Below are 13,639 nucleotides of genomic sequence, written 5' to 3'. Positions count from 1 at the left end.
AATAGGATCGAGATAATCGATCTGCGAAGTACGAGTCATGAAGCGTCTCCTATGTTGGATCGTTCAGCCGTCCCTGGGTGGTGTAGCCATATCGCTAGCATCTGCACAAGCCGACTGATGGTCGACTGCACAATCGACAGCCGTTCCGCTGCGCGCCGGAAGCTTACTGCCTCGGTGGCGTGGACTGCGTATTTCAGGTATCGCAGGTCTAACGTCAGCTCGGGCATGACACCCGTGCGATGCTGCCAAGGATTCTCCCCAACATTCGAAGTCCCGCGCAGCAAGCGCCTGCTGTGCAGGGATCTTGTCATGTCAGCCGCGATCGGCGGACTGGGCGATCTCCTGCCGCAATTGGTCGATCTTCGCGCTCGCCCACTGCCGGGCGTCGTCGCCGAACACGAGCCGCGACGGCGCCTCGCCCTGCGAAGCAAGCCCCACGATCCGCGCGGCGAGTAGCTTCGGATCACCCGGCTGGTTGCCGTTGGCCTCGTCTATGAACGCGCAATACTGCGCGATCGCCTCGGCATAGTCTGGAATGTCGATGCTGCCGAAGCTCGCCGACTTCCGGTCCATAAAGTCCGTGCGCAGCATTCCGGGCTCGACCAAGAGCGAGCGGACGCCCAACGGTGCCAGCTCCTGGGCGAAGCCCTCCATCCATCCCTCGACCGCGAATTTCGACGCGGAGTAGACCGCTCCCCCGCCGTTGGAGACGAGCCCGCTGACCGAGGAGATGGTGACGATGAGGCCTGAGCGACGCTCACGCATGTGCGGGGCGACTGCGCGCGCGACGTTCATCGTGCCGAACAGGTTGACATCGAACTGACGCCGCACGGCGGCGTCGGTGAAGGTTTCGAAGAAGCCCAGCTCCGCATAGCCGGCATTGTTGACCAGCACGTCGATCGCACCAAACCGCTCGGCGGTCTCGGCGGCGGCCGAGGTCGCGGCCTTGGCGTCGGTGATATCGAGCGCTCGGACATGCAGGCGATCGTGTCCACCCCCGAAGGCATCGTGCACCGCGTCGGCGGACCGCGCCGTCGCCACCACCGTCTCACCTGCATCGAGTGCTGCGCGCGTAATCTCGCGTCCCAGCCCTCGGCTTGCGCCAGTCACCAACCAAACCTTGGCCATAGCCTGATCCTTTGCTCTTCTACCGTTAGGAGGTATTATTGTAGTTGTGCTAATTAATCAAGACAATGTACTAATAGGTAATAAGCCTTAGCAGCAGGGATCATCAATGCGTCCGGATCAACTCGGCGACTTCGCCGTCTTCGCAGCTATCGCCTCCGAACGAAGCTTCACGCGCGCGGCGAGGCGGCTTGGCGTCACGCAGTCGGCGTTGAGCCAGACCATGAAGCGGCTGGAGGGCCAACTCGGTTTCCGCCTGCTTGCTCGTACGACGCGCAGCGTCGCCCCGACCGCTGCCGGCGAGCGCCTACTTGCCACCCTTTCGCCAGCGCTGGCCCGGTTGGATGACGAGATCCAGGCGCTATCCCAGGCACGCGGGGCAGCGATCGGCACCGTTCGGATCACGACGGGAAAACACGCCGCGGACACATTGCTGTGGCCGATGCTTCCGTCCTTCATGCATCGCCACCCCGGCATCGAAGTGGAGGTGTGCGTGGAAGGCGAAATGACCGACATCGTGGCGGGCCGCTACGATGCGGGCATCCGACTTGGCGAGCGATTGGAGAGGGACATGATCGCGCTGGCGGTCGGGCCTCCGCTTCGTGTCGCGGTTGTTGCCGCTCCCAGCTATCTGAGTGACCATCCGGCGCCGACGGAGCCTGCGGACCTGACGGCGCATCGCTGTATCGCCTATGGTGATGTGCATGGCGACTTGTCTCCGTGGTCCTTCGATCGCGACGGCCATGCGGTGACAGTCGCGCCAGGCCGCGGACCGGTTTTCAACGACGGCGAACTGCTGGTTGCCGCCGCCCTTGAGGGATTCGGCATTCTCTACATCCTAGAGGATCTAGTCGCGGCCCCGATTGCCAATGGCCGTTTAACTCGACTGCTGGAGCCGTGGTGCCAGCCGTTCGCCGGCTACCATCTCTATTATCCCGATCGGCAGGGTACGACGGCCTTCGAACTTTTCAAGGAGGCGCTTCGAGCAAGCAAATCCGTATAATGGCCCGCCCATCACCGACCCCGATCTTCGATCGGACCTGAAATCTCGCAATATTGGAGCTCTTATGCGAGTCGCGATCTGCTCCCGGGCAAGACGCGAGCCTTCATCGACTTCGTGATCGAGGCTTTCAAACGTGAAGACTACGCACGGCGCTTTGCCGGTAGCTTGGGATAAGAACGGTCACCAGTAGCGTTCAGCAGCCAGCCGGGATATTCGATTGGCAGCCGGCTGACGACGTCCAGCGCTGAGATATCGGCATCGTCCAAAGTGATCTCGGTCGCCTCGACGTTCTCCTTCAGTTGCTCGACCCGCTTCGCTCCGATGAGCACGGTCGACACAACTGACTGCTTCAGCAGCCAGGCAATCGCAACCTGCGCCGGACTCCGCCCGTGCTTTTCTGCGACCGAGCGCAAAACCTTGATGAGCGGTTCGCCGCGAACGCGGTCGATTGGCGGGAAGTCCAGTTCGGTCTGCCTGCCGCCTTCGCCATTGCCGCCGCCGGAGTATTTGCCGGTCAGGTATCCGCCTGCGAGCGGGCTCCACACCATGAGGCCGACGCGTTCCGATGTGAGTAGTGGGACGATCTCGCGCTCGAGATCGCGTCCCACGAGGGTGTAGTAGGCCTGTAGCGACGTAATCGGCGCTAGGTGGCGGGCATTGGCGATGCCGATCGCCTTCATGATCTGCCAGGCGGCCCAGTTCGAGATCCCGATGTAGCGGACGTCGCCGGCGCGCACGAGGGTGTCGAAGGCTTCGAGCGTCTCCTCGATCGGCGTCGAGGGGTCGAAACCGTGGAGCTGATAGAGGTCGATATGGTCCACGCCCAACCGCTTCATGCTTGCGCGACACTCGGCCAGAATGTGCCGACGCGATGCCCCCTGCCGGTTCGGACCCTCGCCCATGGCGCCGAAGACCTTCGTGGCGAGGACAACGTCATCACGCGCCACGCCAATGTTCTTGAGCGAGCGGCCCAGTATTTCCTCGCTGCGCCCATTGGCGTAGATGTTGGCGGTATCGAAAAGATTGATACCCGCGTCGAGAGCGGCCTTTACCAGGGCGTCTGCCTCGTCCTGGCCTAGTTTTCCAACCTGACCCCAAAGCCCCTCAGTGCCGCCAAACGTCATGGCGCCGAAGGACAACTCCGAGACGAACAGACCGCTGTTTCCAAATTTACGCATTCGCATAGCGTATCTCCTCAGGTTTGCCATGAAGCCGAGTCATCGACCAAGACGGCCGACACGCGCCAGGGTCCTCGCAAACGCCGGCGCGGCGCCAGAATGAGCACCGTGTCGACGTTCGAAGGGTTCGATCAATCCAGGTTTCGCTGCCGCTCGCCTGTTTGCGCCGCCCGCTCGACCGCAGCAACGAGCCGGCTGTTGTGCGCGGCGTGATCAAAGCCGGGCGTGTCGTAGGTGTCCGCCGCAATGTCGCGGGCAAGGGAGGCATAGACCTCCCCAACATTGATTGCGGCGCCGGCCCAGAAATCGGCGGCGGTTGGGCCGACACCGGACGCCACCGGGGCGTTGGGCGGGTCGAACACAACACTTGCTGACAGCGTTAGATCACCGACCTGAACACCGGCGAGATGGTTGCCGGTGATCTTCAGCCAGCCCTCGGAACCACGAACTTCAAACGTGAAGTTCGCGTCCTCCGCCGGCACGTTGGCCAGAACCTGCACGGACACGGGCGCACCGCTGGCGGTCTTGGCGATGAGGTCGACGTGATCCGGGATTTCTCGAACGGACGTTGCGCCGGTATCGACGATTTCGATCTCAGGCCAGAGAAGCTCCGTGCGTGCGTCCACCTCGACGATGTTGCCGAGCACGGCCTCGATGACGTCGAGGACATGTCCGGTCGTGATTGTCAGGAAGCTCGCACCGGACGCCGCCTTGTTGAAATAGTCATAGTTGCTTGGCGATTGGGGCCCATAACCGAAAGTCGTCGCGTTGACGCGAGCCGACAACAAGCGACCGATCTTTCCAGCGGCCACCAGTTCTGCTGCGCGGCGGACGGCAGGACTATGGCGACCTTGCAAACCGATTGCAGTGTGCGACGAACCGACTGCGGCCGCCATCTCCTCGGTCTCGGCAACCGTCGCACCCAGTGGTGACTCGGAATAGACTGCCTTGCCGGCCTGGAGGGCTGCGAGTACGAGTTCCTTGTGCGCGGGCACTTTCACCGCGATCGTGACGACGTCGATGGTTTCGTCCCTGATCAGCGCATAGGGATCCGCATACCAGCGCTCCGCTCCAAACGCCTCGGCTGCGGCCTTCGCGCTTTCTTCCCAGCGTGTAGCCACTGCGGCAAGAAGCAGCCCTGGTTGTGACTGGATAGCGGGGACATGGGAGGCGCCCGCCCAACTTGACTTCGTATCCGCGCCGATGATGCCCACGCGCAGTTGCTTGACCGACATGCTCAATGCTCCAGATGGATGAAAGTTGAAAAGGCTCTGATAGCTAACAGGCGTAGCCGAGCGCCGCACCGCTGCGGGATCGCCGCTGTCTGCCTGAATCGCCAAACCGCGTCGGCCTTTCTGCTCGATGCTCCGCACGACCGCGACCGCCTTGTCGGTCGAGCGCAGGAATGTGATGGCAACATCCGCTCCGCGCTCGGCTAAGGCCAGTGCAATTCCGGCACCGATGCCACGCGAAGCGCCGGTGACCAGGGCGCGTTTTCCACGCAGGTCGTCAACCTGTCCGAACCTGACACCCACCAGTGTGAGAACCCCTGAAACTCATCATCTAGCCGTATCACTTCGCCGATGAGTGGTACCACCAAGCGATACGGTTGGCCTTCACTGGCCTTGACGATGCGTTCGAAGGGTTCATCCCAGTCGTGGGCGGCGAGGGAGAAACGGCCCGAGTGACCCGGCAGCAGAATCTGCGTGCCCAGGTCGAGGGCTGCCTGTGCGGCCTGTTCGGGAGTCATATGGACATTGGCCCAGCGGCTGTCGTACTGGCCCATGTCCAGCGCGACCAAGTCGAAGCCGCCCAGGCGCTCGCCGATCTCGCGGAAATGCGGGCCGTAGCCGCTGTCACCGCTGAAATACAGCTTGCGCTGAGACGTTTCCACGGCAAAGGCCACCCACAGCGTTTTATTGCGGGTGAACATGCGCCCGGAGTAGTGGCGCGCCGGCAGGACGTGAATGCGCAGGTCTGAGGCGAGTTCCAGGACGCTATTCCAATCCGCTTCATGGATGCGTTCGACGGGATAACCCCAGCGCCGGAAGTAGTCGCCCACGCCCAATCCCGTCACCACGTGGCGCACCCGCCCCCGCAGCGTGACGATACTGGGATAGTCGAGATGGTCCCAGTGGTCGTGGGTGATCAGCAGGTAGTCAATGTCCGGAAAGTCGTCGGCGGTGTACGGCGTCGTACCGGCAAAAGCGGTATTGAGATATGGGGCCGGCGCAGCCTCGGTGGAAAACACCGGATCGATCAGGATGCGGTGTCCCGCCACCTGCACGAAGTAGGACGAGTGTCCCAGCCAGACCACCACGTCCTGCGCCGGATCGAGCGCCTTGAGATCGCGCCGCACCGACGGCAAGGCCGTATCTGGGTTCAGGCGCGGATTTCGATCGAACAACATGGACATGACGATACCCACAAAGCCGCGGCTCTCACCGGTGCGTATAGGAGTATCGATCAGATTGCGGAACTCACCGTCGACGTAGTTCGGCGATATCTCAATGGCGCGCAGGGATTCGCCCTCGGGCAGCGCCCCAAACTTGGGATGTTGCAGATAGGCGTAGCTACCCACTGCGAGGGTGGCACCCAAAAGCAGCAGTACCAAAGCGGTACGACGTAGCCACTTCTTCATTAACCATTTTTCTCCATCACAGCGAAACCCGAGCCCTGTCTCGCTCATACGTTGAACCCGCCGTCCACCGTCACCACGGATTCGGTGGCGTAGCTGGCCTCCGGGCTAGCAAGGAAGGCCACGACGGCCGCCACCTCGGCCGGCGTGCCGTAGCGTTCGAGCGCCGTCAGGTCGGGAAACGCGACGTGTTCGGCCATCGACGAACCGATGGTGATGATGCGCCCCCCTTGCTTGAAGTACGGAATGGACACCTGAGACGCCAATACGGCCGCACGCACATTCACATTCACGTTCAAGAGCATGACGATGTCGTCCTGGCTCACGTCCACGAAGGCGCGCTTACCAATCAGATCACTCATTGTTCATTCCTAGATAGTGTGATGGTCGACCTTCCGGACTTCCCCGGGATCAACCGAAAATTTCAGCCGCGTGCATCAGGTCGGTGTATTCCTTCACTTCCACGACCTTTCCATCGCGAAGCCTGAAGAGCATGTGGTAGTCGTTCTCGTAGATCTTTCCGCTCCTGGTAGCGGCATGGGAGCGCACTTCGGCAGCCACACGACCGCCTTCCGCGATCATGCCCACGACATCCATACTCAGGCCGCCATCCAACAGCGCGTAGAGGTCACGCCAGACTTGCGCCATCTCCGCCTTGGTCTTGATGCCCGCGCCGGCAAATAGATGCGGCTTGCCATTGACCCACCAGGTTGCATCGTCACTCATCATTTCAAGCACGTCGTCGATGGCGGCGCGCTCGAAGTGACCGCAGAACACTTCGACGATGCGTTTGTTATCTTCGGCGTTCATTTAATGTCCTTTCAAAGTATTCGCGAAGCGATCAGTTCACTCGCGCGATCAGCTTGCCGTGGTTCGGGTTTTTGCTGTCGAACAGCTTCAGGAAAGCGGCGGGGATGCTGTCGAGGCCATCCACGAACTCCTCGCTGTATTTGATCTTTCCCTGTGCCACCAGCGGTGCCACTTCGGCAAGGAAATCGGGATAGCTGGCGACGTGATCCGGCATCGCGAAGCCCTGCACCTGAATGAAGCGATACAGGAACAGCTTCAGCATATCCGGCAAACGGTTCGGGCCGGCCGCGGCGCCAGGATGAGCGTATTGGGCGATCAAGCCGGCTATGACTATCTGCGCGTGATGATTGAAGTGCGGCATAAGCGCCTCGAACATGGTGCCGCCAACGGTGTCGAGCAGCGCGTCCAACCCGTTGGGCAGGGCGCGGGACAGTTGCTCGGCGAAATCCGCTGCCTTGTAGTCCACCGCGTCATCGAGGCCGAGTTCTTCCTTCAGGTAGCGCACTTTGTCCGCGCCGCCGGCGATGCCTACGACGCGATGCCCGCGCAGCTTGGCGAGCTGGGAGGCGAGCGAACCCACCGAGCCGGCCGCGGCCGTCACGACGAAGGTACTGCCGGGCTTCGGGTTCATGAACTTGGTGGTGCCCAGCCAAGCCGTCAGTCCGGTATGGCCGAGCACGCCCAGCGCGGTCGACGGTGGTGGCGCCTCGGGATCGATCTTCCTGAGCTCGGCGCCGTTGGACAGTCCGTACTGCTGCCAGCCCGACCACGCGACGACATGGTCGCCCACGGCGAAATTCGGATTCCTGCTCTGCTCGACGATGGCTACCGCCGGGCCGGACATCGGCTGGCCGAGGTCGATCGGCGGCAGCTCGGTGGACGCATTGCCCATCAGGCTGCGCTGATAGGGGTCGATCGAGATCAACAGGTTGCGAGTCAGGACTTCGCCTTCGCCGGGGGACGGAATCGTCCCTTCGACGAAATCGAAGTCGCTCAGCTTGGCATTGCCGTTCGGGCGTGCCGCGATGACGATTTGGCGGTTCGACTTGTGTGTCATTTCATTTCCTTTTATCGATCGTTCGACGGTGTTCAGGTTGGAGAGGTCCGCGCTCTGCCCAGGTCATCATCATTTGCGAATCGAGCGTTCGATACAGAAATGAGAACGAAAGCACGCCAAAGGATGGCCGCCTTCTTATCAATGGTCAGAGGGCGGCCGGCACGGAGATTGCGGAATCAGGCATTGAATCCCGCGTCGACGGTCACCACGGACCCGGTCATGAATTGCGCGGCGGGGCTCGCCAGGAATGTCACGGCAGCCGCGATGTCGGCAGGAGTGCCGTATCGGCCGAGCGCTGTCAGGCTCCGATTCGGCTCGGCCCACTCGCCGTCGGCTGGATTCTGATCCGTGTCGATCGGTCCGGGCTGGATCAGGTTCACGGTGATGTTTTGAGGCCCTAGTTCGCGGGCAAGTCCCCGGTTGAAAGCAAGCAGCGCCGACTTCGACATCGAATACACCGTGAGCCCCGGATAAGGAACACGCTCCCCCAGGCAGGAGCCGATGGTGATGATGCGGCTACCGCTGCGCAGGTGCGGAATGGCCGCCTGCGCGGCGAGCACGGCCGAACGCGCATTGACGTGCAGGACGTCGTCGATAACGGCCAACTCCATCTCGGCCAATGGGCCGGAACGCGAGATGCCCACGTTGTTGACCAGGATGTCAAGGCCTCCGAGTTCTTGCACCGTTTCTGCGACCGAGCGCCGCACCGCTGCAGGATCGCCGCTGTCGGCCTGGATCGCCAAACCGCGCTGGCCCTTCTGCTCGATATCCCGGACGACCGCGGCCGCCTTATCGGTCGAGCGCAGGTAGGTGATGGCAACATCCGCACCGCGCTCAGCGAGTGCTAGTGCAATGCCGGCACCGATGCCACGCGAGGCGCCGGTGACCAGGGCGCGCTTTCCACGAAGGTCGTCAACCTGAGCGCCTCGCTCTTGTGGCTGTGGTCCCGATGCCGTTGCGGAAAAAGCCGGGGCGGCGAATGCGGCTACGCCAGCAGTAGCCGCGCCGAGCATGAACCTCCGTCTCGTGGTCTCGACCTTGTTATCGTGGCTGTCTTGATGCATGTTGAACTCCAGAAGTAATGGTTCTCATCGGCCATGGTTGAGGATGGATTTTGCAAACCCAGCACGTGCAAGGCTCGCCACTATTCGCAATCGAGTGCCAGTCGGTGTCGTTGATAACAACTGTAGGAACAATTTCAGGCGTCGACTATGCAGTTCCAATCAGCGATTGACCCACTTCTCTCAATGCGATCAAGTGCGGGGAAAGTAGTGCCCATGGCTGTCGCGGGAAGATTGCAGCCGCGAGACCTGGTTGAGATAATCGAGCGCACCCCTGATAGAAACTGCATAGCGCTCGACACCATTGAACGGTGAAATCGTAGGGACGTCGGAGAAGCCGACTGCGAATTTCGAGACCGACCTCCTATTACAGATAGGACATCAACCCCCATGATGAAACCAAAGTTTTCCGACCTGCTGAACGTCATGGAGCGCCATGCCCGATACGACTACGTGACGCCGATCGACGGGCTGAAGGTTGGACGAACGGATCTCCCATCCGAAGTCGGGCATTCCATCTATCAACCCTCGTTCGGGTTGGTCGGAAGGGGCGTGAAAGAGATGATGGTCGCCGAAACCCCGTTTCGCTACGCTGCGGGAGAATCCCTGCTGTGCGCAGCTGATGTGCCCGTCACGTCGCAGGTCACCGAGGCGAGTCCGTCTGCACCTTATCTAGCGATCCATCTGGACATCGATCCAACTGTCGTTGCCGACCTGTTGCGCCAAGAGTCCGGTTTACGCCCGAAGACGGACGGCGCGTCTGTCGCAGGAAAACACACGCTTGATCCCGACCTCTACGACCCCCTCATTCGGTTAGTGTCATTGTTGGAGCGACCACGCGACATACCTGTCATGGCTCCGCTGATCCGCCGGGAGATCACCTGGAAGCTCTTGCACACCCAGCACGGGTTGCTGCTCAGCCAGCTTGCGTTCGCCAATGGACACGCGACCAGGATCAACCGGGCCACCGCGTGGATCAGGGAGAACTATGCCGAGACGCTCAAGATTCCCGATCTCGCCTCCCTGGCAAGTATGAGTGTTCCCAGTTTTCATCGGCATTTCAAAGCGGTGACGTCCATGTCGCCGCTCCAGTTTCAGAAGCGTGTGCGGTTGCAGGAAGCGCGTCGTGGCCTGTCGAGTGCCAGCGCCATTTCGGCCGTAGCTTATGAAGTCGGCTATGAGAGCCTCTCGCAGTTCAATCGCGACTATCGCCGCCTTTTCAATCTGACACCGAGTGATGATGCAGCGACGTTGCGCGCGGTACTCAGCCGCGATCATGGACAGGCTCGCTAATCAGCTCTGGCCTAAAACGCTTCAATTGATTCAAGTCGACTGCGTCAGAGTTGGCGCGATAGCGGCTTCTACGCCGATAGAGGTAAGAATGATGATCCCTCGGAAACACCATCGCGTCAGAAGCATCAGGATAAACCGTGGCCTTGTCGCCCTGGTTTTTGGTGTTGCATCGGTTCTAGCTGCTGTCTTTACCGGTCTCGCTAGCGTTGCTGCGCAGTCGGAACAATCCACTGCCGAACAATGTCAGTCCGACAGTGGCGACATCTTCGTCTGGGCGGTTCAACAGATGAGCGTGGTGATCCAAACTCCGGACGGCGTCATCTACACAGATCCGACCGGCAGCGGGCGGCGCTACGCCGGATATCACGCGCCGGACCTCATCCTCATTTCGCACGAACATGGCGAGCACTACGATGCGCGAACGCTGAAAGATCTTGTCGGACCCAGCACTCGGATCGTCGTTCCCCCTTATGTGATGGAACGCCTTCCGGAGAGCTTGAGAGGCAGCGCCGTCTCACTTGCAAACGGGAAAAGCATGGAACTTGGAGCTATACGGATCGAGGCAATTCCGTCCTATGGCCTAAGCGGTCAGGCCGAACGCTGGCATCCGCGGGGACGCGGCAACGCCTATGTGGTCACAGTTGACGGCCAGAGGCTTTACATAGGCGGCTCGACTGAAGCGGTTCCCGAGATGCTGGCGTTGCGCGATATCGACATTGCCTTTTTGCCACTCTATCCGCCATATGCATTGGGTCCGGCAGAGGCGGCGAATGCCGTTTCGGTTATGCAGCCACGATCAGTTTACATCTACCAGTACAACAGTGTTCGCACCCGAGATGATTTCGTCCAGCGCATCGGCAGCAATTCGACGCGACCACGGATCGTCGCACCAGATATTGGCCGTTGAATAAGACGGTCCAGCATCGGATGTCCTGAAAAGTGGGAACAGGTCGAACGCGGCTTGCTCGCCGCGATCTCCCCGATACCGATGACTTCGCTCTCGCGCAGCGTTTGATGCAGCGTAAGTTGATTCACACAAGTGCTGAATCGGCAACGTTATGCATATACCTTCGTATGCGTTGTTACCTCACTGACATACCGCGCTGCCGTCCAACTTCCCATGACACGCCACCGCCTCGCATCGTCGCGGTAATTTGCTGCCCCAGCCGCTGTTCGATCACCGGCTTCCACGGCACCAGACTGAACCCCATGCCGTCATCGAGCATTGCGTAGCGACCGCTGGCGAGCATGACGGAGCGCCGGTAGATGCCAGCCACGCGCTGTCCGTCGGTCACAGGCCGGTGCTCCAGGCCGGTGTCGGCAGCAATGTCCTTGGCGGCCTGCGCCAGTTCCCGGTTGCGCAGCGTGCCCAGCAGGTTCCGGGCGAGGATCACGCGCTGCCCGCGCCGTTCGGCCAGCCCTTGTTCGGCAAGGAAATCGGCGCGTTGCTGCATGGCCTGCTTGGCTTCGCTACCAAAGCCCAGGTCGCCCAGCCCGCGACCGCCGCCGATCAGTTGCTGGTCGAGCCAGGTGGCGCCGATCACGCGGGCTTGCCGCTCAATCGGCAAGTGCGATTTCAGCTCCACGGCCACGCCACCCAGGCGCTGCGCGTCATACTGGCGGCCACGCTCAGGCAGGTCGCTCGGCACCTTCCACAACCCTTCGGCCACACGCTCCCCGATGCCGGCCCGCCGTAAGGCTTCCAGCCGGCGGACGTGGGCCGCAACGACTTCTTGCGGGTCGCGGCCGGGTTTGGCTCGGCCTTGCTCGATCGCCAGGTGATGGTCGGTGCGGTACAGGCCATCGCTCGCCAGCGCGGCGATGTTGCGATCTGCCGCCCGCACCTCGGCGGAACCGCGCACTTCCACCACCGATCCAGTAGGATAGTTCGCCAGCTCATCGCGGGCGTTGAGCGCGACGTAATGGGCCTTGCCATCCACGCCGTCGATGACCAGATAACCCCGGTCGCGCAGCTCGTCGGCCAGACCCTTGGCGGACACGCGGCCGACGATGGTGCGGCCATCTTCACCCGGCTCGAACACCGCCAGTTCGCGCGGGTGACCGCTCATGGCCCGCTGCATGGTGCGGATGATGTCACTGCGCTCGCCTAGGGCGCGCAAGGTCTTCTCCGCGTCCGCATGGACGGCCCAGGTGCCGGACTGCACTTCGTCGGCCAGGCCCAGGCGCTGCAAGCGTTGCAGGCGGCCGATCAACAACAGGCGCTGACGTTGCAGCCGCGGTTCGTTGAGGCGTTCGACATGCACCAGACCATCGTCGCCAAGCTCGCGCTTGAGCGTGCGATCCAGGCTCGTCCACCGCTCTTGCTCCACCTCGCGTTGCAAGGTCTGTTGGATCTCCAGCTCGGTGCGCGGCCCCAGCCATTCGGTCGCCAGCTCGGCGGCGCGATGGCGGAAGCCATCGGCGATGTAGTCGCTTGCGATGATGAGGTCTTTGCCCGTGTCGTCGCGCCCTCGCACGACGATATGGGTGTGCGGGTTGTCGGTGTTCCAGTGATCGACAGCCACCCATTCCAAGCGCGTGCCCAGGTCGGCTTCCATGCGGCCCATGAGGTGCCGCGTATAGGTGCGCAGGTCTTCCAGTTCCGCGCCATCCTCGGGCGAAAGGATGAAGCGGAAATGGTGCCGATCGTCGGTGCAGCGTTCCTTGAAGGCGTCGAGGTCGGCTTCATCGGTCTGCGGCCCATAGGTCCGGCCCGGTTCGCCATCGCGGCCCACTCCGCCGCGCTCGATGTAGCGCAGATGCTTGGCGAGTGACTGCGGGCTGGCCTGGCGCTGATTGACCAGCAGAGTCTTGATGGTCACGCGCCGCGACATGGGTGTCAGCTTCGCCCCCGCGAAGCGCGCCGCCGTGTGGCCGCGCCCCAGACGCGAGCCGGGGCGCTGGCCGGTGCCCTTGCTGCCACTGCCCGCCGATGCCGGACGGCGCACCAAGGACTTGCCGCTGCTGGCCTTGCCGGCCTGCTTGAGCACCTTGGAGACGAAGCCCTGGCCCCGGTGCTTCGGGGCACTGGGGCGGATGCGGAAATCGTCGTCGCGGCGATCGGTCATGGTTGCCTCCCCGTAAAGTTGCGGCCCAAGTTGCAGCGTAGGCCGGCGTGCGAAGCACGCTGGCAGCCCTGTCTTGGCGCAGGTCTCGCGCCCCACGCGGCACGGCGGCGAAGCCGCTCCGTGCCGCGCCACCCCCATGTGCAGACTGGCTTTGCGGGCGGCCGGGTGCCGCACCCTTTTGTCTTGCCTTCCGCCTTTGCCCCTCGCTGTCGCTCCAGGCAGCGGCGGCCCGGCGGCGCTGCTGCGCGAGCAGCCAGCGCGCCGGCGAACGCGGCGACGGCCACAGGCCGGGCGCATTCGAGGCAAGACGCCTGCACGTGGGACGGCTGCGCCGGAGGCAGCGCGACGTGCGGCGTGGATACGCCCGCACTGCACGCACGACAACACGGCGACGGACAATGGAAGA

General features: G+C 62.2%; 13 protein-coding genes. 3 read left to right on the top strand and 10 right to left on the bottom strand.

Going from position 1 to position 13,639, the window contains the following annotated elements; translation table 11 throughout:
* Positions 1 to 35: 35 nt before the first annotated feature.
* The gene (locus HP566_RS21745) at positions 36 to 227 is read right to left on the bottom strand and encodes a LysR family transcriptional regulator (RefSeq protein ID WP_340163073.1); all 192 of its coding nucleotides are present in this window, start codon (positions 225 to 227) and stop codon (positions 36 to 38) included.
* Positions 228 to 312: 85 nt separating this feature from the next.
* Positions 313 to 1,128 carry an SDR family NAD(P)-dependent oxidoreductase gene (locus HP566_RS11350; RefSeq protein ID WP_249977373.1) on the bottom strand — a complete coding sequence of 272 codons (816 nt, stop codon included), beginning with the start codon at positions 1,126 to 1,128 and terminating at the stop codon, positions 313 to 315.
* Between the two features lie 106 nt (positions 1,129 to 1,234).
* Between HP566_RS11350 and HP566_RS11345 the strand changes: the two genes are divergently transcribed.
* Complete coding sequence (locus tag HP566_RS11345; RefSeq protein WP_249977372.1) at positions 1,235 to 2,128, top strand: LysR family transcriptional regulator; 894 nt, start codon at positions 1,235 to 1,237, stop codon at positions 2,126 to 2,128.
* A gap of 140 nt (positions 2,129 to 2,268) precedes the next feature.
* Here the strand turns inward: HP566_RS11345 and HP566_RS11340 are convergent, their stop codons facing one another.
* The 7 genes from HP566_RS11340 to HP566_RS11305 all read right to left on the bottom strand — a co-directional run bounded on the left by HP566_RS11340 (position 2,269) and on the right by HP566_RS11305 (position 8,875).
* Entirely contained in the window at positions 2,269 to 3,312 is a 1,044-nt protein-coding gene (locus HP566_RS11340) for an aldo/keto reductase (protein WP_249977371.1), read from the bottom strand.
* Between the two features lie 125 nt (positions 3,313 to 3,437).
* Entirely contained in the window at positions 3,438 to 4,841 is a 1,404-nt protein-coding gene (locus HP566_RS11335) for an SDR family NAD(P)-dependent oxidoreductase (protein ID WP_425348187.1), read from the bottom strand.
* A complete protein-coding gene (locus tag HP566_RS11325; protein WP_249977370.1) occupies positions 4,742 to 5,947 on the bottom strand; it encodes an MBL fold metallo-hydrolase in 1,206 nt (401 codons plus the stop codon). The genes HP566_RS11335 and HP566_RS11325 overlap by 100 nt, the downstream gene beginning before the upstream one ends.
* Before the next feature lie 44 nt (positions 5,948 to 5,991).
* The gene (locus HP566_RS21615) at positions 5,992 to 6,306 is read right to left on the bottom strand and encodes an SDR family oxidoreductase (protein WP_284041426.1); all 315 of its coding nucleotides are present in this window, start codon (positions 6,304 to 6,306) and stop codon (positions 5,992 to 5,994) included.
* 49 nt (positions 6,307 to 6,355) lie between these two features.
* Positions 6,356 to 6,754, bottom strand: coding sequence for a nuclear transport factor 2 family protein (locus HP566_RS11315; RefSeq protein ID WP_249977369.1), 399 nt, complete (start codon positions 6,752 to 6,754; stop codon positions 6,356 to 6,358).
* A gap of 31 nt (positions 6,755 to 6,785) precedes the next feature.
* Positions 6,786 to 7,811, bottom strand: a complete 1,026-nt coding sequence (locus tag HP566_RS11310) for an NADP-dependent oxidoreductase (RefSeq protein ID WP_249977368.1) — start codon at positions 7,809 to 7,811, stop codon at positions 6,786 to 6,788.
* A 176-nt stretch (positions 7,812 to 7,987) separates the two neighbouring features.
* Entirely contained in the window at positions 7,988 to 8,875 is an 888-nt protein-coding gene (locus tag HP566_RS11305) for an SDR family NAD(P)-dependent oxidoreductase (RefSeq protein WP_249977367.1), read from the bottom strand.
* 387 nt (positions 8,876 to 9,262) lie between these two features.
* On the opposite strand from HP566_RS11305, the gene HP566_RS11300 reads away from it, so the two are divergent.
* Complete coding sequence (locus HP566_RS11300) at positions 9,263 to 10,165, top strand: AraC family transcriptional regulator (RefSeq protein ID WP_249977366.1); 903 nt, start codon at positions 9,263 to 9,265, stop codon at positions 10,163 to 10,165.
* An 88-nt stretch (positions 10,166 to 10,253) separates the two neighbouring features.
* Positions 10,254 to 11,072: an MBL fold metallo-hydrolase gene (locus HP566_RS11295; RefSeq protein ID WP_249977365.1), complete on the top strand. Its 819-nt coding sequence runs from the start codon at positions 10,254 to 10,256 to the stop codon at positions 11,070 to 11,072.
* 175 nt (positions 11,073 to 11,247) lie between these two features.
* On the opposite strand, the gene HP566_RS11290 is transcribed toward HP566_RS11295, so the two are convergent.
* Complete coding sequence (locus HP566_RS11290) at positions 11,248 to 13,233, bottom strand: relaxase/mobilization nuclease domain-containing protein (RefSeq protein WP_249977364.1); 1,986 nt, start codon at positions 13,231 to 13,233, stop codon at positions 11,248 to 11,250.
* Positions 13,234 to 13,639: the final 406 nt, after the last annotated feature.

This window comes from Vreelandella olivaria (assembly GCF_023507745.1).
Taxonomy (GTDB): domain Bacteria; phylum Pseudomonadota; class Gammaproteobacteria; order Pseudomonadales; family Halomonadaceae; genus Vreelandella; species Vreelandella olivaria_A.
This window is presented reverse-complemented; position numbering and strand designations above follow the sequence as displayed.